The sequence below is a fragment of the Vibrio sp. Isolate22 genome (genome assembly GCF_022398115.1).
Classification (GTDB): domain Bacteria; phylum Pseudomonadota; class Gammaproteobacteria; order Enterobacterales; family Vibrionaceae; genus Vibrio.
Map to the genome: position 1 here is coordinate 1 of NZ_JAKEUW010000063.1, position 20,916 is coordinate 20,916.

Genomic DNA, 20,916 nt, shown 5'->3' on the forward strand with positions numbered 1-20,916 from the left:
GTATGAGTAGGAAAGGAAACTGCTGGGACAATGCTGTATGAGTAGGAAAGGAAACTGCTGGGACAATGCTTGTGTTGAGAGTTTCTTCCATTCTATGAAAGTGGAAGCGATCCAATATGAGCCGATTATGACGAGAGAGCAGATGCGCCAAACGATCTTCGAGTACATAGAGGTTGATTATAATCGAACGAGAAGGCACAGTGCTCTTGGGTATCTAAGCCCAGTTAACTTTGAACAACAAAATGTCGCTTAATGAAGTGTCCAGTCTGGCTGGAGCAGATCATCAATAGAGAAGCCAGATACACCCGCATCATCAAAGACTTCATGATATGGGCTTAAACCATGTTCTTCACATAATCGGTGACGAGTTTCATCAGTTAGCCTTTGCAGCTCCATACCGCTACCGGATAGCTGTTTGTTGCTACTGACTCGTCTATATTCAAATAGGTATTTCATTACTTTTCCTTACTTATGAAAAGTATACTCAATGACCATTGGCTTTGCTTCCAGTTAACCCATTGCTAACCAAATACCGACACCTACCATTAACGTCCCTGCTACTCGATTCATCAACTTAACGTTGTCACCTTTAGATAAGAATAACCTCATGGTTTTTCCTCCGGTGGCATATGCCATCATCGATACAAACTCAGAAACCATTATGATTCCCACTAACCAAAACAGTTGTGGAGCAATGGCTTTACTAGATGATATGAATGGTGGAAGTAGAGCAATCATGAAAGCCCACCCCTTCGGATTTGATACCGCAGTTATTAGTCCTTGAAGGAATAAATCTCTGCGACTTACCGATGTATTGGGTTCGTTAGTAATGGTCATCTTACCCTTACTCATCCACATCTGGATTCCGATGTATCCGAGGTAAGCACCACCTGCATATTTCACTACAGTGAATGCATCAGGGTATTTGAGCATTACAGATGCAACTCCCATTACGGCAGCTACAGCAACTAAACCAACACCAATCACTTCACCAAACATCATCCATAGAGTTCGCTTAATCCCAACAGTCATGCCTAGCGTCATAGCTAGAGTCATGCACATACCAGGTGTAATAGAAACGAAGAAGAACGTAGGCAAGAAAACCACTAACAATGCTATATCAGGCATATACCACCTCCATAGAGTTAGTTTGTGGTTTAGTGCCAATAGGCTTCGCAATCGCAGTCACAAAGCCTTGAACCACAAGATCCCAGTCATTATTTACTTTGGTATTTTGAGTGTCGGTACTGATGGTCAGCTTGCCTCTCGAGCGCCACATCTGAACACCCAAGTAGAACAAGTAAGCTGCACCAACAAACTTAAACCCGGTAAATAGCCATGGGTAATTCAGCATAATTGAAGCAATGCCTAGCACTGCAGCAACCGATACCACCGCGACGCCAGCTAGCTCACCAATCATCATCCACAATGTACGCTTATAGCCGATACTCATACCCAGCGTTAAGGCTAACGTCATGCACATACCTGGGGTGATTGAAACAAAGAAAAACGTGGGGATGAAAGCCAAAAGTAGCGCGCTATCCATATTATTACCTTACTGCCTTGTTACTGCTTGAAACTCACTGTTTCTCCTATTGAGAAACAGTTCACCGAAAATTGGGAGATTAAAAAATAGATGACCACAAACGCCAGAATAAGCATTTATGTAGAACAACCGTGTTTATAAATAACACCGCGCCCAAAAACGCAAAAGAGCCACAATACAGTGGCTCTTTTCCATAACCAACCGTAATTTTACTTACGACGGTTTTTAATTCGCTTCATCATCGCTAGACGACGTTCTGCGCTTGCTTGATCTTGTGGTGCATCGTTCGCGTTATTCTTACGACCTTGACGGTTTTTGTATGCCGCTTTCGTGTTTAGCTTCTCGATGTAAGCATCACGCTTCTTAGGCTCGTAACCAGGTTGCTCAACACGACGAATACGTTGTTGAATCAGTTTCTCAACCTGAACCACGGTCAACTCTTCTTCACGGTTAACGAAAGAAACAGCATGACCTTGCTTACCTGCACGACCAGTACGGCCGATACGGTGAACATAATCTTCTGCTAAGAAAGGCATGTCGTAGTTAATCACGTGTGGTAAGTCTTCAATATCAAGACCACGAGCCGCAACATCGGTTGCTACCATTACACGTGCTTTACCTTCTTTAAAGTCATCTAGAGCACGACGACGAGCACTTTGCGCTTTATCACCGTGACACAGTACAGCTTTAATACCGTCTAGCTTAAGCTCTTTAACCACTTCGTTTGCGGTTTCTTTGTAGTTCACAAACACCAGCACTTGGCGCCAGTTTTTTCGGCCAATCAGCTCAGACAGTAGTTCTGTTTTACGCTCTTGATCCACAGGGTAAACTACGTGACCTACCGTTGCAGCCGTTGAGTTTTCACGCTCAACACTGATACGTTTTGGCTTACGCAAGATATCAACCGACAGTTGGTTTAACTGTGTTGATGTAGTCGCAGAGAACATCATGATTTGTGGAGAAGTTTCTACATCCAACATGATTTTGCGAACCGCATTGATAAAGCCCATATCTAAGATACGGTCAGCTTCATCAAATACTAGGAACTCTAGGTTAGCAATAGACACGTTACCCGCTTCTAAGTGCTCTTCTAAACGGCCTGGCGTCGCAACCAGAATATCAACACCCAGTTCTAATTGACGAGCCTGAGAAGACATCTTGTTACCGCCGTAAACCGCAGAAACGCTTAGTTCTGTGTATTTAACGTAGTCTTTAATGTTTTGAGCAATCTGCGCTGCTAGCTCACGAGTTGGAGCTAAAATAAGGCCGCGAGCCGTTCCTCGAGATGCTTTTTTACCGCTGTTCAGTAGATGCTGGATAACAGGCAATGAGAATGCCGCTGTTTTACCTGTACCGGTTTGAGCAGTAGCAAAAATATCATGGCCTTTACGAGCCATTGGAATTGCTTTTTGTTGAATTGGAGTGAGTTTTTCATAACCGCACTCAGTCAGCGCTTTGACTAATTCAGGAGCAAAACCTTGAGAGGAAAATGACATTGTTACGAGTTCCTTAAGCAGACAGCCTACATTCTTATTTCAGCCGAGCACTATAAAGTAATTAGAGTGATTTATCTCACATTTATCGTGATATAACGCAAATTTTCTCACTTAATCTGGTGTTTACCACGCGAACCGCGAAGCAAACACCCGATTATTCGGCTCAAACAGAGAATAAACCCTATTTGATGCCACACAGCTTGAGCAAGATCTGCTCTAGGTCGTCCCAAGGCATTAGCTGTGAGTCGATGACTTCAAGTCGTGATTCAAAGCCATCGAGTGTGATTTCATTGACTGACACAACTTGATTCGCGACGTTGAAAGCAAAGCAACCTTGGTTGGTGTTAACCACCGCTTTAACGCGCTCAGCCGTTAAATCAGACAGCATTGAGAATAGCGCATCGAAATCGAATTTATACTCTGCGCCAAACAACCAACCACAGCTAAAGTAACCCTGCCCTTTGTTTTCCTTACGGATGAACGCTTCGCCCGGAGGAAGTTCGAATTGAGGTTCTTGTTCAGCGTGATCATGATGGTGTGATTCTAGATGAGTTGAAGCACTACCGTACACACGCTCAATGTCCAACACTTCTAGAGGCACTTCACCATCGTGAATCAACTTATGGAACACTTTCGCAGGCGTTTGATCCGTTACCCAATCGTTAAATACATCGATGTCTTCAGAGTGAACAAGGTCAACTTTAGTACCAAGAATCACATCAGCACTGTCTAGCTGATCATTAAAGTTCTGATTAGAGGTGTATTTTTCGTTGGATAAGTTACGCGGATCTACCAAACCTAACGTCGCTTTTAAGTCGACATAAGGTGCGTATTGTTCTGAAGTCAGCGTCGCAATAACCTGCTTTGGATGTCCTAGGCCTGTTGGCTCAATCAGTAAACGGTCTGGCTTTTGACGAAGCAACGCATTAATGCCCACCGACATCGGTACGCCAGCAGTACAACACATGCAGCCACCCGGCACTTCTTTAATCAATGCGCCTTGATCTGTCATCAGTGCACCATCAATACCAATCTCACCGAACTCATTAACCAGAACAGCCCAGTTTTCATTCTCAGGTTCATTTTTCAATAGGTTCAAGATAGCAGTCGTCTTACCAACACCTAAGAAACCCGTAATTATGTTCGTAGGAACTTTTTTGGTCATATCAGTTCTCCTTTTTAAGGGAGTATATACTCAATCACCGAAAAGTTGACCCCAATCGCTTGTTTATACTTAGATTGATAAATTGAAAATAAGCCCTAGGCCAAGGGAAAGTGAGACAAGAAGCTGGTGTGCGTATTCGAAGGTTTGGCGCTAGGGAAAGGAAATGCTTTTGGATGCTCCAAACAAACTAAAGGCGTACTTCAAGAGTACGCCTCACCCTCGTTACTCAATCGTGAGTTCGCGAATCAGGAAGTCTTAAATATCGACCTGAACATTTAACGAGGAACTAAAACTTTGTATTTTTGAATCCATCCAAATTGTGTGTAAAACCTCATGTCTCCTTGCGGCTCGTTATGTTGCTTTACGATTTAACTATGGTTCATTTTGGTAGTAATTCAAGTTAGCGCTGTAGATTCGATCAAAATTGTGACGGTGATTCCACTATATTCTTTATACAATCTATTTATGTAATACACTCCTTTCATAAATGAAATTCAACTTTGCATCTTTGTTGCTATAGGATAAGCAGAGTAGGCGTATAATTTACTTAAGCCCCGCCGCATCAACTCAGGAACCAAACTTCAATGACCAATAGAGAGAAATTTAAGCAGTCCCTTTTAGCAAAAATGCCAAGGGGTGCTATTAACCAATTTCTTTCTAGAGACAAAGCTCCCGTTTCAGTTCTCATCCTTTCTTGCCTTGTTGGTATCCTTGCGGGTGTTGTTGGTACCTACTTCGAAGTTGCAGTGCATTTCATAACAGAAACACGTACCGACTGGCTGAAAGATGAGTTGGGCAATCATCTACCACTTTGGTTATCTGCGTTTCTTATCAGTGCTGCCTTTGCTTTCATTGGTTATTTTCTCGTGCACCGCTTTGCCCCTGAAGCCGCAGGATCCGGTATTCCTGAGATTGAAGGTGCGATGGACGGGATGCGTCCGGTTCGTTGGTGGCGAGTTCTACCTGTGAAGTTCTTTGGCGGTATGGGCGCATTAGGTTCAGGTATGGTGTTAGGTCGTGAAGGACCAACCGTGCAAATGGGTGGCAGTATTGGCCGAATGGTCACAGACATCTTCCGTGTAAAAGACGATGACAGTCGACACTCACTGCTCGCCTCTGGCGCAGCTGGTGGTTTAGCTGCTGCATTCAATGCGCCGTTAGCTGGGATCATGTTCGTTGTTGAAGAGATGCGACCACAGTTCCGCTACTCTCTCATTTCTATCAAAGCCGTTATCATTTCTGCCGTTTCAGCCAACATTGTATTTCGCTCTATCAATGGGCAGTCGGCTGTCATTACCATGCCTCAATATCAACAGCCTGAACTGAGCGCACTTTGGTTATTCTTGTTATTGGGCGTACTGTTCGGAATGTTTGGTGTAATTTTCAATAAACTGATCACCCTTTCACAAGACATGTTTGTCGCAATACACAAAAACGACCGCAAACGTTACTTGATGACAGGTACATTACTCGGTGGTTGCTTTGGTTTATTGCTTCTCTACATCCCAGAATTGACTGGCGGCGGTATCGGCATTATCCCAAATGTCACCAACGGTAATTACAGCACCAACATATTGCTGCTTATTTTCCTAGGACGTGTGCTTACCACACTACTCTGTTTCGGCTCTGGTGCACCGGGTGGTATTTTCGCTCCTATGCTAGCACTAGGTACACTCTTCGGTTATGCATTTGGGCTTATCGCGGCTGCATTCTTCCCTGAGTTAAATATAGAGCCAGGTATGTTTGCGATTGCAGGTATGGGCGCACTGTTCGCAGCAACTGTACGTGCACCGATTACAGGTATATTGCTGGTTATCGAAATGACCAATAACTATTACCTGATCTTACCTTTGATCATTACCTGCCTTGGTGCCGTTATCTTTGCGCAAATGCTAGGTGGCCAACCAATCTACAGCCAACTACTGAACCGCACGCTTAAAAATGAGAAGTTGAGACAACAAGATCTCCCTCAACAAGAGGAAGTTCGTTAATGACAAATGACTCATAGAACAAAAGCACACATTCAACCTGCTTAATGTCCCGATTCCGCATCAAAGTCAAAAAAGCAAACGTTAAAGTTGCTATCATCCACTCAAAATTAGTTGAGCGCACTCAACAGCTATTGATGGCACAACTACACGCATCAAATAGAGCAAAAATTCTATTGTTAGCCATTGTTTTATAAGTCACTAAGTTGGAGCAAGTCGTTGAACTGGAGAAGGTTGACCCAAGTAAAAAACGTGCCGCCATCTCAGGCATCTTTAGCACTTGGTGTTATAGGTCTAGGGCAAGCTTGGGCTTTATATATCCCAGGCATAGGTGAAGTTATTCGCCCCTACCTCGCTTCACTTGGTGCTCTGCTTTTGTTACCTGTTTTACTTCGTTACCTCACAAGTTTTAATACCTTCATCAATGATATTCGTCACCCGCTTAGTGGAAGCTTAATGGCGCCAATGAGCATGGCTCTATTGATCCTGTGTGACTATTTAGCCGAAATATCACCGATAATCGCCTACCCGATCTGGTTCTGTGCGCTATTACTTCATTTTTCGATGATGGTATTGTTCTTCGGTTTTCAGATCATCAATTTCAAGATGTCCAATATCGTTCCAAGCTGGTTCCTATACCCTGTGGGGTTGATCAGTAGTTCGCTGGCGGGTACCCAATTTGGACACACAGTGTTTTCAGAAACGCTTGCAGCCACCTGTATCGGTATCTACTTCTTCTTACTACCTGTAGTGCTTTACCGCTTGGTGTTTGAAGGAAACCTCCCTCGTAGAGCAAGACCTACACTAGCAATCATGGCAGCTCCAGTGAACTTGTCGCTTGCCGCTTACTTGGTTAATTTCGACCACCCCGACCCAATTCTGACAGGCGCTTTAGCGGGTATTGCGATTACCATGACGTTGCTGATCTACTTATGCTATGTAAGGCTCATGCGACTCAAGTTCCAACCTTCCATTGCTGCGGTAACCTTTCCATCGGTAATCAGTGCTATCGCTATGCATCGTTTAACCACCTTTTTCGGTGCCGAGTATCCTCAGTGGTACTGGTTACATAAATTTGGTTTCTTCGAATTGACCATCGCAACCATCCTAGTCATTTGGGTCGCTGGCGGTTACGTGAAGATGTACTGGCCGGAGCTTTTTGATCCTGACTACATGTCTAAGAAAGTGAAACGTTCTTAACCAATTCAGATAACACTTTCTAGCTCGCTGAATCCGTAGCTTCGCACAAAACGAAAAAAGGCCTCACACTGTGAGGCCTTTGATTGGGCAAGGTTTTTAATAGATCAGGCGAGTGTTAACACAACTACCTGGGACCTTAGAAGTTAGCGTGAGGGCCAAATACTTCGTAGTGAACACGAGAGCGATCAACTTTAAGTGCGTCTAGCTGCTCAACAATGTTCTTCATGAAGCCTACAGGGCCACAGATGTAAAAATCGCTGTCTTTGAACCCTTCGGTATCAGAGATCGAAGCAAGATCCATTTGACCTTCGTGCGTATTCTCACACGCAGATGCTTCTTTGTTCATGTACCATGTCTTCGCAGACCAGCCTTTATCAGCAACGATGTCTTTCACACGTTTAGTGAATGAGTGCTGACCTTCATTTTCACAAGCATGTAGGTAAAGCACTGGCTCGTTTTTCTCTTCAGTATTCAAGAACTCAAGCATTGACTGCATTGGCGTTACACCAACACCTGCAGAGATAAGCGTTACTGGCTTACTGCGCTCTTGATACATGAAGTCACCCGCTGGAGCGTAAAGGCTTACTTCATCACCGATAGCAACCGTGTCGTGTAAGTGGTTAGAAACCACGCCCTGTGTTTCTTGGCCATGGCCTTCACGCTTCACAGAGATGCGGTATTGCTTACCGTTCGGCTTGTCTGATAGTGAGTATTGACGAATTTCGCTGTATTGCGCGCCTTCTGGCTTAACTTCGATACCGATGTATTGACCAGGCGTGTAATCTAGAACATCACCGCCATCTTTTGGTTGTAGAATAAAGCTTGTTACTAGTGTTGATTCTTCAATCTTGTCTGCAATCACGAACGTACGTGCTGCTTCCCAACCGCCTACAGCTTGTTTACGTTGTAGGTAAAGCTCAGCTTCACGATCGATGAATACTTGAGCCAAGAAAAGGTAAGCCGCTGTCCACGCCTCTTCAACTTCAGGTGTAAACGCGTCTGTTGCCAATTCACGTAGTGTTTCAATCAGGTGTAAACCAACAATTTGGTAGTGTTCTGGTTGAATGTTAAAACTTGTGTGTTTGTGAGCAATACGTTCAACCGCTGTTGTTAACGCTGCTAGGTTTTCAATGTTCTTTGCATATGCCGCGATAGCTTCAAACAGTGCTACGCCTTGGCGACCTGTTCTTTGGTGAGTCATATTGAAGATATCTTTTAACTCAGGGTTATGTGTGAACATACGTTGATAAAAATGCTGAGTTAAAGCCGGGCCTGCGCTCTCAAGTAGAGGAATAGTAGATTTGATGATTTCGATATGTGCATTGTTAAGCATGAATTTACTCCGAACACTGAGCCTTATGACCTATTATGTCATTTTGACTACTTAAAAATTAAGAATGACTTATCGATTTTCTGAAAGCTTAGTTATTCTTAGAAACTGAGTTATTTTGACTCGTTTTCATTTCAAAAAATCGCGAAACCTGATTAATGCCACCTGATTGATTGAGATCAAGAATAGCCTGTTTAATCAGCGCTATAATTGGGCTTCACTGTCTCTTTTGCACAATCAGTGCCAACTTTTTCAAGCCCCGCCTGCACTGGCTTTATTCTCAAAAATCCCTTTATAAAAATGTCAAAAAGACCTTTTTTTTAAGTCAATAAGACTCTATGATGTATATAAACACACACAGTTAGAGTTTTTTATGCAAGATATCTCCGCATCTACCCTCATGGAAATGACCATTGGCCTCGCAAGTGGTGTGAACGATCAAGATCGTTTTAATCGCCTAATCGATGCCATTCGTAAAACCATTACGTGTGATTGTGTCGCGCTCTTAAGCCTTCAAGGTGACACACTAGTCCCTATCGCAATGCAAGGGCTCAGCCGAGACACGTTCGGTCGTCGCTTTATCATTTCAGAGCACCCACGTTTTGCGGAGATATGTGCATCTCGCTCTCCTGTTCGTTTCGATTCTGATAGTTCTCTCCCAGATCCTTTTGATGGCCTACTGATCGACCATGATGGCGACCTGCCAATGCACGCCTGTATGGGACTGCCTTTGCTATTTGGCGATAAGCTATTAGGGGTTCTAACGCTAGACAGCCTTAAGCCAGACGTCTTCGCTAATATTCCAGCGCGTAACCTTGAAGTATTAGCAGCCATTGCGGCGTCAAGCATGCAGATGGCATTGACCTTTTCTCAGCTTGAACATCAAGCGAAACAATCCAAACAGCTGTTAGAAGAGTTGAACGTTGAGGCGTGGGAACGCGACGGCGGTGAGTTGATCGGTAACAGTGACACCATGGTTGCGCTTAAGAACGACATCGCTGTAGTAGCGCCTTCAGAATTCAACATTCTGATTCACGGTGATACAGGTGTAGGTAAAGAACTGGTCGCTCGCACTCTGCACCATCAATCGCAACGTAAGCGTAATCCACTGGTTTACGTAAACTGCGCGGCTATTCCTGAGAACCTAGTTGAGAGTGAACTGTTTGGTCACGTACGTGGTGCATTTACGGGCGCAGACAAAAACCGCTTAGGTAAGTTCGCACTCGCCGATGGCGGCACCCTGTTCCTCGATGAGATTGGTGAACTGCCGTTAGCCGCGCAAAGTAAGTTACTGCGTGCACTGCAAAACAACGAAATCCAGCCTGTAGGTCAAGACAACATTCAAACCATTGATGTGCGTGTTTTGGCAGCAACTAACCGAGATCTAAAACAAGAAGTGGAAGACGGTCGATTCAGAGCCGATTTATACCACCGATTAAGTGTGTACCCTATTGCGGTCCCTGCTTTGAAAGATCGTGGTGACGACATCAGTTTGCTAGCCGGTTTCTTCCTAGAACAGGCTCGTCGTAAGCTCGGTATCAACCAAGTGAAATTCCGCTCTGATGTTCTTGTATTCCTGAACCGCTATGGCTGGCCAGGTAACGTCCGTGAACTTGAGCACGTAATCAGCCGTTCGGCATTGAAAGCACTTGCTCGTAGCACGAACAAGAACCTAGTGACAATCACCAAAGAAGATTGTGGGCCGTTGGATCAAGATCAGCCCGTCGCAACGACTCAAGCGAAAACAACTCCGCTATCCACGCCAACGGTTGATCTATCGGCAGGCTTACGCGGTGCAACCGACGATTTTCAACGTAGCATCATCACAGAGGTGTTAGAAGAGGCGAACTTTAACTGGGCGCAGGCCGGTCGAGTTCTAAAGACGGACCGAGCAAACCTAACCCGACTATCGAAACGCTTAGGGCTAAATGTGGCTAAGTCTCATACGATTGAACGGACAAAATAGATATTAGCGGTTTGTTGCGAGCATCTGGCAAAACTTGTGTATATAATGCTGCAAATTGTAACGCTAATTTTAAATATGTAGAGAGAGTTATGAAGTTTATCCGTTGGTTCTTAGGTCGTGTCATTTTGCTATTAAATTTTGTTTTTACTCCTCGCGGCGTGAAACGTTCACAAGAAGAACAGAACAAAGTTAATGAGCAAGCTAAATCACACACGTTATACCAATTCGAAGCGTGCCCATTTTGTGTAAAAGTGCGCCGCGCGATGAAACGTCAATCGGTTCAGTTTGAACTTCGTGATGCTAAAAACAATGAGCAGCACCGTGCAGAGCTTGAAGCGGGCGGCGGTCGTGTGAAAGTGCCTTGTCTACGTATTGAGAAAGACGGCAAAACTGAATGGATGTACGAGTCTTCAGACATCGTCGCTTACTTAGAAAAGCAGTTCGCATAAGCTAAAAAGCTAAGCGAAAGTTAGACATAAAAAATCCCTCGAACGTGAGGGATTTTTTATGTCTGTTATTTGTGCGCTCTTCTCTTGAGAACAAAACGCTAAAACCTATTTCGCGACAATCAGCATCAGCTCTACACGGCGGTTACACGCCTTACCTTGCGGGGAAGCATTGGTACACGCTGGAACGTACTCACCAAAGCCGCGAGTATAGATAGAACGACTCGACACATAGTTGCTCTCTAAGCGAGCTTTCACTTCTTTTGCGCGCTGCTCTGATAAAGGATCATTGATACGATCTGTACCTGTATTATCAGTATGACCTTCAATCACGATATCGATGTCTTGGCGCTGAGAAAGGTAACTACCAAGAGTGTCTAGCCATTGGTTGTAAGCGGGCTCAGGGAACGCAGAGCCTGTTTTGAAATTCACATGTTGCTCAAGTTTTACCATCACATGGTTACCAGGCAACACTTCAAAGTCGATGCGGTTTTGTCTTAGAAAGACTTCTAGAGGGTCGTTCGTTGACACGCCACGACCGTAGTTAGTGGTTATGGTTCTTTGATGTTGAGAGTTACTCTGGATTGAGTAACCGCGGCGGTTTGTAGTTGTTGTCGTTTGAACAACGCCCCACTCTGGATGCATCAAATCGTAATCCGTTTGCGGTGCTGTCTCTAGCAGGTTATCGCCTAACATACCGGTTGGTAACGTCGTTTCACACCCAGCCAAAGCTATGCTTAACATTATCGCTAAATATCTCATTACTTCACCAACCACTCATACAGATAAACCATTTACTAATGTCTATATCGGCACCCAGAAAAAAACTTTAGACAAAAAGCACGCACTTCTAAAAAAAGTGCTTTTGATCACAGTTAACCGTCAACTAGCCTGTCTTAGCTCGCTAGTTCGAACTGTTTGCATTTATTTACCTTATAATTGTTTTCCAATTCGTACTAAATAGTTAGAATCTCACGACTTCTCAACGCTAGAGTAAACATCATGTTTAAACCATTTACTAAATTCTTCACTGCGCTTGTTGCTGTACTTGTTATCGCTGGTTGTAGTGAAACAGACGAGCCACAAAAAGGCGTTCAATACGAGGCGCTTCCTACCGCTCTAACAGAATTTAACCTGTCACCGATCACTGAAATCTTCTCTCTAAATTGTGGTCACTGTCGCCAAATGGAAAGTGCAATTCCAGAGATTGAGTCTCTAACAGACAAGAAAATTGGCAAGATGCACGTAACATTCAATGAAAGTGCTCAAATCAGTGCAATGATTTACTACACAGCAGTAATGCAGCTTGATTCAACGCCAGACCACGCTTTCATGGACGACTTATTCGGCGCTGTTCAAATGGGTGCAGACGCAACACCAGAGCAGCGCCAGCAAGCGCTAGAAACAGCTTTCACTTCTCGCGGTTTGGTTAGCCCATACCAGTTGAACAAAGAACAGCAAGTAACGCTTTTTGACTACGTTAAGAAAGCAGAAGAAGTTTCAGTAAAAGGTCAGATCAACTCAGTACCAACGTTTATCGTTAACGGCAAATACCAAGTACTGACAGCAGGTCACCAAGACGTCGCTGGCATCGCAAAAACGATCAACTACCTTTTGACTCAACCATAAGCGCGGCTTTAGTCAGCTCATTAATAAACTAAGCAATAAATATAATAGGTTTTACTATGTCTAAATTTGTCATCCCGGTCATCGTCTTTCTTTTGGCGGGTTTCATGATTTACCGTACTTGGACAAATCATAAGTCTGGTGCAGAAAACTTCGAACAAGGTCAACAGTTCCTACTAGAGAACGGAAAGAAAGAAGGTGTGATCACGACTGAAAGCGGTCTTCAGTACCTAGTTCTTGAGGAAGGTACTGGTACTGTTCACCCTACTAAAGACAGCAAAGTAACGGTTCACTATCACGGTACTCTGATTGATGGCACGGTTTTCGATAGTTCTGTAGAACGTGGTGAGCCAATCTCATTCGCTCTGAAGCAAGTAATCAAAGGCTGGCAAGAAGGTTTGACTTACATGGTAGAAGGTCAAAAAGTCCGCCTATTCATTCCAAGCACGCTAGGTTACGGCAAAGGTGGTACGGGCCCAATCCCACCATCAGCAACACTGATTTTTGATGTTGAGTTAATCTCTATCCAGTAATCTACTCGCTTGGAAAGTAAGTAATACGTTGAGCCCCGACATGGAAACATGTCGGGGCTCTTTATTGGTAAGTCATTGCTGTAAAAGCACCTAAGTACTAACAATCATCCAATTAACACGATTAATTAAGTAATAACATAGCCACTAGACGACTGGTCTAATTTAAATTATAGTATCGACCATGAACGAGAAAACGAATGACACACGCCTGCATATTTTAGATGTCGGCTATCAATTAATAGTGAACAACGGCTTTAATGGTGTTGGCTTATCACAATTGCTTAAAGAAGCGGAAGTACCGAAAGGGTCGTTTTACCACTACTTTAAATCAAAAGAGCAATTTGGTGAGGCGCTAATCCAGCACTATTTTGAAAACTACATCACTAAGATTGAATCCATTTTAGTGCACGGTGAAGGCAACCATTATCAACGAATCTTGAGTTACTTTTCACTGTGGTCAAAGATTGAGAACGGTACATGTAATGCGCACAAGTGTTTAGTTGTTAAGCTAAGTGCTGAAGTATCAGACCTTTCTGATCCTATGCGCCAAGCTCTGCTAAAAGGTGCTGAGAAAGTCACAACAACCATCAAGCAATGTATTGTAGGCGGTATTGAAGATGGCTCTATCTCGGTAGAATACAGCCAAGAAGCAGCCCAAAACCTATACTCAATGTGGCTAGGCGCTAGTTTATTAAGCAAGTTAAGCCAAAGTTCGCAGAGCTTAGAATCGGCATTACGACTTACCGAACAAATTTTAAAAGGTGAAGGCCATTAACGCGCACTGCGTTTTATTGGCATTTACTGTTTTAGCTTAAAAGAAATCGCCCGCCCTCTGATCAACTTGATGACGGCGGGATTTTTAGAAAACAAGACTAGACGACTGGTCTAATTCTAAATAAACACAATATAAATTAAGGACATCCAATGACTGAACAAGAAAATCGTCGCATCGTATTAGCTTCTCGCCCTGTCGGCGCACCAACTCAAGATAACTTCCGCTTAGAAACCGTTGCTGCTCCAACAATCAACGATGGTGAAATGTTACTTCGCTCGGTTTACCTATCTCTCGACCCTTACATGCGTGGTCGTATGAATGATGCAAAATCTTATGCCGATCCAGTTGCTATTGATGAGGTGATGGTTGGTGCAACTGTTTGTCAGGTTGAAGCATCAAACAACAGCGACTTTGAAGTTGGCGAATGGGTCTTAGCTTACACAGGCTGGCAGGATTATGGCGTATCGAACGGTGAAGGTCTTATCAAGCTAGGAAAAGAGCCGACTCACCCTTCTTACGCACTGGGCATCATGGGTATGCCAGGCTTTACCGCTTACATGGGGTTACTAGATATCGGCCAACCGAAAGAAGGCGACACATTAGTGGTAGCGGCTGCAACAGGCCCAGTAGGCGCTACTGTAGGACAAATCGGTAAGCTAAAAGGTTGCCGTGTCATTGGCGTGGCTGGCGGTCAAGAGAAGTGTCAGTACGCAAAAGAGGTTCTTGGTTTTGATGAGTGTATCGACCACAAGGCAGATGACTTCGCAGAGCAATTGGCGAAAGCGTGTGATAAAGGCATCGACGTTTACTTTGAAAACGTTGGCGGCAAGGTATTCGATGCAGTAATGCCTCTACTTAATACAGGCGCTCGAATCCCTGTTTGTGGTCTTATCTCACAATACAATGCGACATCACTTCCTGAGGGTCCAGACCGTATGTCTAGCCTTATGGGTACACTTCTAGTTAAGCGCATTAAGATGCAAGGCTTCATTATCTTCGACGACTACGCGCATCGTTACAATGAATTCGCAACTCAAATGACCGAATGGCTGTCTCAAGGAAAAATGCACTATCGCGAACACCTAATTGATGGTCTAGACGAAGCGCCACAAGCTTTCATGGGTCTGTTAGAAGGCCAGAACTTCGGCAAACTTGTTATCAAAACTAACGAACCAAAATAGCTCAAGGATAGAATAGGCAGAACTATGATTACTTTACATCACCTGAATAAATCGCGTTCAAAGCGCATCATCTGGCTGCTCGAAGAGCTTGGTGTCGACTATCAAATCAAACCTTACCAACGAGACAGTGTCACGTTTTTAGCGCCACCTGAACTGAAGTCTGTTCACCCTCTTGGCAAATCTCCAGTCATTGAAGATGATGGCATGGTGATCAGTGAATCTGGCGCGATTACTGAGTACCTCATCGACAAATTTGGTCAAGGTAAATTTGCACCAGCACGTGGCACAGCTGAATACGTTGAGTATTCTCAGTGGCTACACTTTGCTGAAAGTTCGGGCATTTTACCAATGCTGCTTAAGATCTTCGTGATGAAAGACGGCGCCGAAACAAACTTCCTTGGTGGCTATGCTGATGACGAAAATCAAAAGATCCTAACCTTCGTAAACCAATCTCTTGAAGGCAAAACCTACCTTGTAGGGGAAACGCTCACTGGTGCTGATTTTATGATGTCGTTCATCGTTGAAATCATCGGTAACTTTGGCGCTACTGCGCTCTACCCTAACATTGCTAAATACGGTGAGCTTTTGGCGAGCCACCCTGCTTACCAAAAGGCGGAGCAACTCGAGTTAGAACACTCCAATTAATCGAGATTAAGTCTATTCAATGCTTCCATAGCGTGAAAATGACTGTTTAAATGAAGCCAAAACCGATTTATCTTTCGCTTTGGCTTCTCATTTACCTTCATTTCGACAACAATATCGAGCTCTAAACTGAATACCCATAGAGTTTGATCTTCATGTCAGCAAGCCTTGCTCAATACACACCACTGCACACCTTAGACCAAACAGCGAATCAAACCTTGTCGCTGCCAGAGCGTTTTACATTCCCGTATTACTATACTCCGCACCCATTGTGTGAAATAGCGATGCAGCAGCTTCAACAGTCACTCCTTGACTGTGGTGTGAGTGATACATCACAAGGTAATCTCTATGCCGTTCTTCTCGTTCAACACCCTCAAACTCAAGAATTGGGCTACCTTTCTGCATATTCAGGTTTGCAACTCGATTCGTCTTTAGAGTCTCAGCTATCGAGCTTTAGCTTTGTTCCATCTGCATTTGATAAAAAGCAGTTTGAAAACCAAAACAGACACTGCTTAACTCAACAAGCGACTCTAGCTGACGACATTGCTAACCTAGAGCAGTCTCATAACTTAGATGAACTGACATCAACGCTGAGCGAACTTAAAAACGACGCGAGCAAAACAATAGAAGCCTTTCAGCTCACCATGGCTGCCAACAAAGCACAGCGCAATGAACTGAGAGAGCAAGCTAACCAAGAGAAAGCACTCGGCAATCTAGAGTCTGCGGCCAACCTACTTAAGCAGTTAGGTAATCAAAGCAGCCAAGAGAAGCGAGACCTCAAAGCACTTCGTATCGAGTGGAAACAAAAGATCGCTGAAAAGCAATCACAAATAGACGCTATCGAAAGCGAGCTGAAAAGCCGTAAGAACGACTATCACGCCATTTCTGCAGAATTAGAAACACAGCGCTTGTCTCACTATCGCTTTCTCAACCAAGCAGCAGAGTCAAAGAGCCTGTTTGAATTATTAGATGGTAAAGACGCGCTTGAAGGCTCTGGTGACTGCTGCCTACCTAAATTGCTTAACTTTGCCTTTGAACACGGCTTTGCACCGTTAGCTTTAGCCGAGTTATGGTGGGGATTACCGCCAACAGATATTATTCGACAACACGGAAACCTCTACCCAGTTTGCCAAAGTAAGAGCTTTGAGATCCTCGAGCACCAGCTAAGTGGCACTGAGCTAGAAGATAATCCGCTTATCGTAAACCCTGCGGTCGGCAAGTCGTTTGATATTGTTTATGAAGATGAAGAGATCGTGGTCGTGAACAAGCCCGAAGAGTTCTTGTCGGTTCCGGGCAAGTTCATCGAAGACTCAGTATATACGCGTATCAAAGCACGCTATCCAGATGCAACAGGCCCTTTGATTATCCATAGATTGGATATGTCGACGTCTGGCTTGTTGATCTTGGCGCTAACGGCCGAGTCCAACAAGCATATCCAAAAACAGTTCATCGATAGAACGGTCGAAAAGCGTTACACCGCACTGCTTGATGGTGAAATAACGGGTCAATCTGGTGACATCAGCCTTCCTTTGCGTGGCGACATCACCGACAGGCCAAGGCAGCTCGTTTGTCATGAACATGGGCGCAATGCGGAAACGCACTGGCAAGCGGTCTGCACCAATGACGGAAAAACAAAGGTGCATTTGTATCCTAAAACAGGCCGTACCCACCAGCTCCGCGTACACTGCGCTCACCCACAAGGACTTGGCGTACCAATTCGTGGTGATGACCTATATGGCTACAAACGCGAACGACTGCACCTTCATGCGGGCTACCTAAAACTGATTCACCCAACAACCGGGGAATGGATGGAGTTTGAAGTTCCTTCTGAGTTCTAAATCGACTCGTTCTCACACCACACTAAATCAGTAAAACGAATCAGGGCTCTATATCAAATCGAGATATAAAGCCCTGACTTTCAAGAAATCGTGTATTGATTTAATAATATGGATCAACCGGCTGCTAATACAACCTAACCCATCACCTCTTTTCGCTGGTCGACACACTCAAAAGAGCCCATTTCGAACTCACGGCAGATCCATGGTCGGTTTTCATAGATAGTGCACATCAGTGTTTCCCTATCTACCGCTGAACACCAACCATCATCTAAACGTTTCATGGTTTCACCGCCCCACTCATCGTAAGCAATATGCTCTTCTGGGACACCGGTATCTGTGATGATCATAACCTCTAAACGACAACAGCATGCCTGGCAATTGGCGCAAGTTACTTCAGGTTCGGTGATGTTCTTTATCTCTATGGTCATAAGTAACTACACTGCTAAATTTTGCGTATAGTAATCGAAACCATCAGCGACTGCTAATAAAGAACGTTATTCACCTCGCTTTCTCCGGTTCTGAAACAACAAAAGGCGCTGTGATCAAATCACACCGCCCAGTCGTTTAACTTTTCGCTCTGGTGTCAGTTCGCTTAGAACAGACTTGAGAAAAATAATTTAATGTAGTCCATCAAACGTTTGAATAAGCCACCCTGTTCAACCGATTCAAGTGCAATCAAAGGCTGAGTTTGAACATCTTCGCCATCAACCGTGTAATGAACGACACCTAAAGTTTGACCTTCTGTAATCGGCGCTTTGAGTTCCGAGTTTAATTCGATAGATGCGGTGAGCTTTTTGCTGTCTGACTTTGGTAGCGTGATAAAGGTGTCTTCTGCAACCCCAAGCTTCAAAGTGTCTTGGTCACCAAACCATACTTTCTCTTCAGCCACTTGGTCGCCACCTTGGTCGACATTAAGCGTATCGAAGAATCGGAAGCCGTAACTTAAAAGCTGCTTGCTGTCTGACTCACGGCTTTTAACACTCGATGCGCCCATCACAACTGCGATAAGTCTCATTTCACCTTGTGTTGCCGAGCTCGCTAAGCTGTAGCCCGCCCCCGAGGTGTAGCCGGTTTTCATGCCATCAACCGTTAAACTTCTGTCACGGAGCAAGCCATTGCGGTTATGTTGCGTGATACCGTTGTAACTGAAAGAACGCTCACTGTATAAGCCATAGACATCTGGTAGATCTTTAATGATTGCTCGGCCAAGCATTGCGATATCGTAAGGCGTTGAATATAAGTCGTCAGCGTCTAAACCATGCGCATTTGCAAAGTGAGTATTTTCCAATTTAAGCGAAGCAGCCCAAGAGTTCATCAAATCAACAAAGGCATCTTGAGAGCCTGCAACGTGCTCAGCAATCGCAACACTGGCATCGTTACCCGATTGAATAATCAAGCCTCGGTATAGATCCATCATCGCGACGTCGGTATTTACTTCGATGAACATTTTTGAAGAGTCAGGGAAATTCTTTGCCCAAGCGTTTTCACTGATTCTGACTTTATCATCTGCGGAGATATTGCCTCGCTTCATCTCCTGACCTGCCACGTAGCTGGTCATCAGTTTGGTTAAACTTGCTGGGTTCAACTTGGTATGCGCATTTTTTTCTACGAGCACATCACCAGAATTAAAGTCGATTAACACATACCCTTTCGCGCCCAAACTTGGCGGAGCCGGTACTATAGAAGGTGCTGCGATAGCTGCCGTGCTAACCATCGCTGCGTTACTTACAATGAATATACTTAATAAAGGGAGAGAGTATTTGGAGAACAGTTTCATTGAATTAAACCTAAGTTAACGTTTTGACCAGTATAGACAAATGCTAGCAAAAGAAGCGCGAACTTTACGTTGCTTTACGCAAATGTACCTTTAGTTACAAATAAAAAAGTATATTCTGCGATCTGTTCATTTTTCCGACCATTAATATTGACCAAGCAAATACTCTCCATGCTTAGTATTTGCTATTTATCTCTCTGGCATTTGTCTAAATAGCATCTCCACAAAACCAGAAATTCGTTCTTTGCTCTCACTTACTTCAAGATCGGCCTGAATACCCGTTTGCGCTAGCGCTCGCCACTGGATCACCTGAGAGTTTGGCACTGAAAATACGATGTATAGAGAGCCTTTTTCGGCGAGTTTGCCCTTTCCATCATAGAATGGGACACCTGTAGAGAGCTGAACCGCATCGAAAATGGAGCTGTCATTCAGCTCTGACTCTTCGGCTAGGCCAAAGCCAACCACCACGTCACCAACACCCCCACCTTGCTCTAAGCGGTACCCTTTTTCAGTTAACTGCTCTTCAATTGCATCACGTACCATGTCAGTCACGACGGTTTCATTGTATTTCTTAGAGAGATATACCTGTTCTGATTGCGGGTGCCATGAATAAGTCGTGACGCCATTTTTCATAAACTCGAAGTCACCGCTGGTTACGACACCATAATCATGCACAGGCAGTTGCTCTTGGGTCGTACATGCCGTCAGCCCAATGCTCATCAAAGTCACAAGCACAGCGGTCTTTATGCTTTTTGTTGCACAAATGGATCGTTTTATCATGGTTAGAGCTTTTACCTATATACCAATAACTATCAATCTAACCACCAACATAAACGGTAATTATGTTAAGCAAAAATGCATTAAACGTTTGCGTAATCGCTAACCTTCACTTCTACCTATTTTGGGGGTTTAATCACAAAAACGGAGTTGGTATAGTCTACCCCGTTAAACATAACCAGACCATTCGAGGCACGGAGCTTCCTCAATCATCTCATGAAGAGAAGAATTGGTACCGACAAAGTATCGGCAAATTTAAGAGGGTCAAACAATGGAATTCAATATGGTTGAGATTTTAGGTTACGCTGCGTCTATTATGGTCGCAATTTCATTAACAATGAAAGATATCGTTCGCCTGCGTGTCCTTAACTTTATTGGCTGTGCACTCTTCACAGCATACGGCGTTATGATTGACGCTTGGCCAGTGGTTGCAACCAACGGCTTCATCGCATGTGTAAACATCTACTTCCTTGCAAAAATGCAAAAGGAAAAAAAAGCGGAAGCGATGAAAGAAGCAAAAGCTTAATTTAGCGACTAGCGATTTCAAACTATTCTGAAAAAGCCCAAATAGAGCGTTCTATTTGGGCTTTTTTATATCTGTTATTCCTCTACACGCTCACTACCTTCTACTTT

The 20,916-nt window shown here is 44.2% G+C and carries 20 protein-coding genes and 2 pseudogenes; 12 read left to right on the forward strand and 10 right to left on the reverse strand.

Annotation, left to right across the window (positions count from 1 at the left end):
• Window positions 1-37: 37 nt before the first annotated feature.
• Window positions 38-253 (forward strand): annotated as a pseudogene (locus L1D55_RS23075) (IS3 family transposase); the annotation flags it as partial.
• On the opposite strand, the gene L1D55_RS23080 reads toward L1D55_RS23075, so the two are convergent.
• The 5 genes and pseudogenes from L1D55_RS23080 to L1D55_RS23100 all read right to left on the reverse strand — a co-directional run bounded on the left by L1D55_RS23080 (window position 250) and on the right by L1D55_RS23100 (window position 4,207).
• Window positions 250-456 carry a hypothetical protein gene (locus L1D55_RS23080; RefSeq protein ID WP_239919012.1) on the reverse strand — a complete coding sequence of 69 codons (207 nt, stop codon included), beginning with the start codon at window positions 454-456 and terminating at the stop codon, window positions 250-252. The pseudogene L1D55_RS23075 and the gene L1D55_RS23080 sit on opposite strands and share 4 nt — an antisense overlap.
• Before the next feature lie 54 nt (window positions 457-510).
• Window positions 511-1,128 carry a LysE family translocator gene (locus L1D55_RS23085; protein ID WP_239919013.1) on the reverse strand — a complete coding sequence of 206 codons (618 nt, stop codon included), beginning with the start codon at window positions 1,126-1,128 and terminating at the stop codon, window positions 511-513.
• Between the two features lie 46 nt (window positions 1,129-1,174).
• A pseudogene (locus L1D55_RS23090) lies at window positions 1,175-1,546 on the reverse strand (LysE family translocator); the annotation flags it as partial.
• Window positions 1,547-1,755: 209 nt separating this feature from the next.
• On the reverse strand, window positions 1,756-3,042 hold the full coding sequence (locus tag L1D55_RS23095) for a DEAD/DEAH box helicase (RefSeq protein WP_239919014.1): 1,287 nt from the start codon (window positions 3,040-3,042) through the stop codon (window positions 1,756-1,758).
• A gap of 181 nt (window positions 3,043-3,223) precedes the next feature.
• A complete protein-coding gene (locus L1D55_RS23100) occupies window positions 3,224-4,207 on the reverse strand; it encodes a GTP-binding protein (protein WP_239919015.1) in 984 nt (327 codons plus the stop codon).
• Window positions 4,208-4,791: 584 nt separating this feature from the next.
• On the opposite strand from L1D55_RS23100, the gene clcA reads away from it, so the two are divergent.
• Together clcA and L1D55_RS23110 are read left to right on the forward strand one after the other, a co-directional pair.
• Complete coding sequence (gene clcA, locus L1D55_RS23105) at window positions 4,792-6,198, forward strand: H(+)/Cl(-) exchange transporter ClcA (RefSeq protein WP_128164533.1); 1,407 nt, start codon at window positions 4,792-4,794, stop codon at window positions 6,196-6,198.
• A gap of 249 nt (window positions 6,199-6,447) precedes the next feature.
• Window positions 6,448-7,395: a TDT family transporter gene (locus tag L1D55_RS23110; protein WP_008219328.1), complete on the forward strand. Its 948-nt coding sequence runs from the start codon at window positions 6,448-6,450 to the stop codon at window positions 7,393-7,395.
• Between the two features lie 136 nt (window positions 7,396-7,531).
• On the opposite strand, the gene hmpA is transcribed toward L1D55_RS23110, so the two are convergent.
• The gene (gene hmpA / locus L1D55_RS23115; protein ID WP_239919016.1) at window positions 7,532-8,728 is read right to left on the reverse strand and encodes an NO-inducible flavohemoprotein; all 1,197 of its coding nucleotides are present in this window, start codon (window positions 8,726-8,728) and stop codon (window positions 7,532-7,534) included.
• A gap of 370 nt (window positions 8,729-9,098) precedes the next feature.
• On the opposite strand from hmpA, the gene norR reads away from it, so the two are divergent.
• Together norR and L1D55_RS23125 are read left to right on the forward strand one after the other, a co-directional pair.
• Window positions 9,099-10,691, forward strand: a complete 1,593-nt coding sequence (norR, locus tag L1D55_RS23120) for a nitric oxide reductase transcriptional regulator NorR (RefSeq protein WP_004740098.1) — start codon at window positions 9,099-9,101, stop codon at window positions 10,689-10,691.
• A gap of 89 nt (window positions 10,692-10,780) precedes the next feature.
• Window positions 10,781-11,140, forward strand: a complete 360-nt coding sequence (locus tag L1D55_RS23125) for a glutaredoxin (protein ID WP_004740097.1) — start codon at window positions 10,781-10,783, stop codon at window positions 11,138-11,140.
• Between the two features lie 105 nt (window positions 11,141-11,245).
• Here L1D55_RS23125 and L1D55_RS23130 read toward each other — a convergent pair whose 3' ends face one another.
• On the reverse strand, window positions 11,246-11,881 hold the full coding sequence (locus L1D55_RS23130) for an OmpA family protein (RefSeq protein WP_239919017.1): 636 nt from the start codon (window positions 11,879-11,881) through the stop codon (window positions 11,246-11,248).
• A gap of 258 nt (window positions 11,882-12,139) precedes the next feature.
• Here L1D55_RS23130 and L1D55_RS23135 point away from each other — a divergent pair, with 258 nt between their 5' ends.
• The 6 genes from L1D55_RS23135 (at window position 12,140) to L1D55_RS23160 (ending at window position 17,732) form a co-directional block, all read left to right on the forward strand.
• Window positions 12,140-12,766, forward strand: coding sequence for a thioredoxin domain-containing protein (locus L1D55_RS23135; RefSeq protein WP_239919018.1), 627 nt, complete (start codon window positions 12,140-12,142; stop codon window positions 12,764-12,766).
• A gap of 56 nt (window positions 12,767-12,822) precedes the next feature.
• On the forward strand, window positions 12,823-13,296 hold the full coding sequence (locus L1D55_RS23140; protein WP_004740094.1) for an FKBP-type peptidyl-prolyl cis-trans isomerase: 474 nt from the start codon (window positions 12,823-12,825) through the stop codon (window positions 13,294-13,296).
• A gap of 181 nt (window positions 13,297-13,477) precedes the next feature.
• Window positions 13,478-14,071, forward strand: a complete 594-nt coding sequence (locus tag L1D55_RS23145; RefSeq protein ID WP_239919019.1) for a TetR/AcrR family transcriptional regulator — start codon at window positions 13,478-13,480, stop codon at window positions 14,069-14,071.
• Window positions 14,072-14,220: 149 nt separating this feature from the next.
• Window positions 14,221-15,252, forward strand: a complete 1,032-nt coding sequence (locus tag L1D55_RS23150; RefSeq protein ID WP_239919020.1) for an NADP-dependent oxidoreductase — start codon at window positions 14,221-14,223, stop codon at window positions 15,250-15,252.
• A gap of 24 nt (window positions 15,253-15,276) precedes the next feature.
• Window positions 15,277-15,897 (forward strand): glutathione S-transferase, encoded by a 621-nt coding sequence (locus L1D55_RS23155; protein ID WP_239919021.1) that lies wholly within the window; start codon window positions 15,277-15,279, stop codon window positions 15,895-15,897.
• Between the two features lie 152 nt (window positions 15,898-16,049).
• Window positions 16,050-17,732 (forward strand): RluA family pseudouridine synthase, encoded by a 1,683-nt coding sequence (locus L1D55_RS23160; RefSeq protein ID WP_239919022.1) that lies wholly within the window; start codon window positions 16,050-16,052, stop codon window positions 17,730-17,732.
• Window positions 17,733-17,866: 134 nt separating this feature from the next.
• Here L1D55_RS23160 and L1D55_RS23165 read toward each other — a convergent pair whose 3' ends face one another.
• The 3 genes from L1D55_RS23165 to L1D55_RS23175 all read right to left on the reverse strand — a co-directional run bounded on the left by L1D55_RS23165 (window position 17,867) and on the right by L1D55_RS23175 (window position 20,286).
• On the reverse strand, window positions 17,867-18,160 hold the full coding sequence (locus L1D55_RS23165) for a YkgJ family cysteine cluster protein (RefSeq protein ID WP_080566553.1): 294 nt from the start codon (window positions 18,158-18,160) through the stop codon (window positions 17,867-17,869).
• A gap of 164 nt (window positions 18,161-18,324) precedes the next feature.
• Window positions 18,325-19,509 (reverse strand): D-alanyl-D-alanine carboxypeptidase family protein, encoded by a 1,185-nt coding sequence (locus tag L1D55_RS23170; protein WP_239919023.1) that lies wholly within the window; start codon window positions 19,507-19,509, stop codon window positions 18,325-18,327.
• Window positions 19,510-19,695: 186 nt separating this feature from the next.
• A complete protein-coding gene (locus L1D55_RS23175) occupies window positions 19,696-20,286 on the reverse strand; it encodes a DUF4136 domain-containing protein (RefSeq protein ID WP_239919024.1) in 591 nt (196 codons plus the stop codon).
• Between the two features lie 268 nt (window positions 20,287-20,554).
• Here L1D55_RS23175 and L1D55_RS23180 point away from each other — a divergent pair, with 268 nt between their 5' ends.
• Window positions 20,555-20,809 carry a YgjV family protein gene (locus L1D55_RS23180; RefSeq protein ID WP_008219360.1) on the forward strand — a complete coding sequence of 85 codons (255 nt, stop codon included), beginning with the start codon at window positions 20,555-20,557 and terminating at the stop codon, window positions 20,807-20,809.
• Window positions 20,810-20,916 lie beyond the last annotated feature (107 nt).

Coding starts and splice junctions, on each gene's coding strand:
- L1D55_RS23080 (WP_239919012.1), bottom strand. CDS start 456: ATGAAATACCTATTTGAATATAGACGAGTCAGTAGCAACAAACAGCTA.
- L1D55_RS23085 (WP_239919013.1), bottom strand. CDS start 1,128: ATGCCTGATATAGCATTGTTAGTGGTTTTCTTGCCTACGTTCTTCTTC.
- L1D55_RS23095 (WP_239919014.1), bottom strand. CDS start 3,042: ATGTCATTTTCCTCTCAAGGTTTTGCTCCTGAATTAGTCAAAGCGCTG.
- L1D55_RS23100 (WP_239919015.1), bottom strand. CDS start 4,207: ATGACCAAAAAAGTTCCTACGAACATAATTACGGGTTTCTTAGGTGTT.
- clcA (WP_128164533.1), top strand. CDS start 4,792: ATGACCAATAGAGAGAAATTTAAGCAGTCCCTTTTAGCAAAAATGCCA.
- hmpA (WP_239919016.1), bottom strand. CDS start 8,728: ATGCTTAACAATGCACATATCGAAATCATCAAATCTACTATTCCTCTA.
- norR (WP_004740098.1), top strand. CDS start 9,099: ATGCAAGATATCTCCGCATCTACCCTCATGGAAATGACCATTGGCCTC.
- L1D55_RS23125 (WP_004740097.1), top strand. CDS start 10,781: ATGAAGTTTATCCGTTGGTTCTTAGGTCGTGTCATTTTGCTATTAAAT.
- L1D55_RS23130 (WP_239919017.1), bottom strand. CDS start 11,881: ATGTTAAGCATAGCTTTGGCTGGGTGTGAAACGACGTTACCAACCGGT.
- L1D55_RS23135 (WP_239919018.1), top strand. CDS start 12,140: ATGTTTAAACCATTTACTAAATTCTTCACTGCGCTTGTTGCTGTACTT.
- L1D55_RS23140 (WP_004740094.1), top strand. CDS start 12,823: ATGTCTAAATTTGTCATCCCGGTCATCGTCTTTCTTTTGGCGGGTTTC.
- L1D55_RS23145 (WP_239919019.1), top strand. CDS start 13,478: ATGAACGAGAAAACGAATGACACACGCCTGCATATTTTAGATGTCGGC.
- L1D55_RS23150 (WP_239919020.1), top strand. CDS start 14,221: ATGACTGAACAAGAAAATCGTCGCATCGTATTAGCTTCTCGCCCTGTC.
- L1D55_RS23155 (WP_239919021.1), top strand. CDS start 15,277: ATGATTACTTTACATCACCTGAATAAATCGCGTTCAAAGCGCATCATC.
- L1D55_RS23160 (WP_239919022.1), top strand. CDS start 16,050: ATGTCAGCAAGCCTTGCTCAATACACACCACTGCACACCTTAGACCAA.
- L1D55_RS23165 (WP_080566553.1), bottom strand. CDS start 18,160: ATGACCATAGAGATAAAGAACATCACCGAACCTGAAGTAACTTGCGCC.
- L1D55_RS23170 (WP_239919023.1), bottom strand. CDS start 19,509: ATGAAACTGTTCTCCAAATACTCTCTCCCTTTATTAAGTATATTCATT.
- L1D55_RS23175 (WP_239919024.1), bottom strand. CDS start 20,286: ATGATAAAACGATCCATTTGTGCAACAAAAAGCATAAAGACCGCTGTG.
- L1D55_RS23180 (WP_008219360.1), top strand. CDS start 20,555: ATGGAATTCAATATGGTTGAGATTTTAGGTTACGCTGCGTCTATTATG.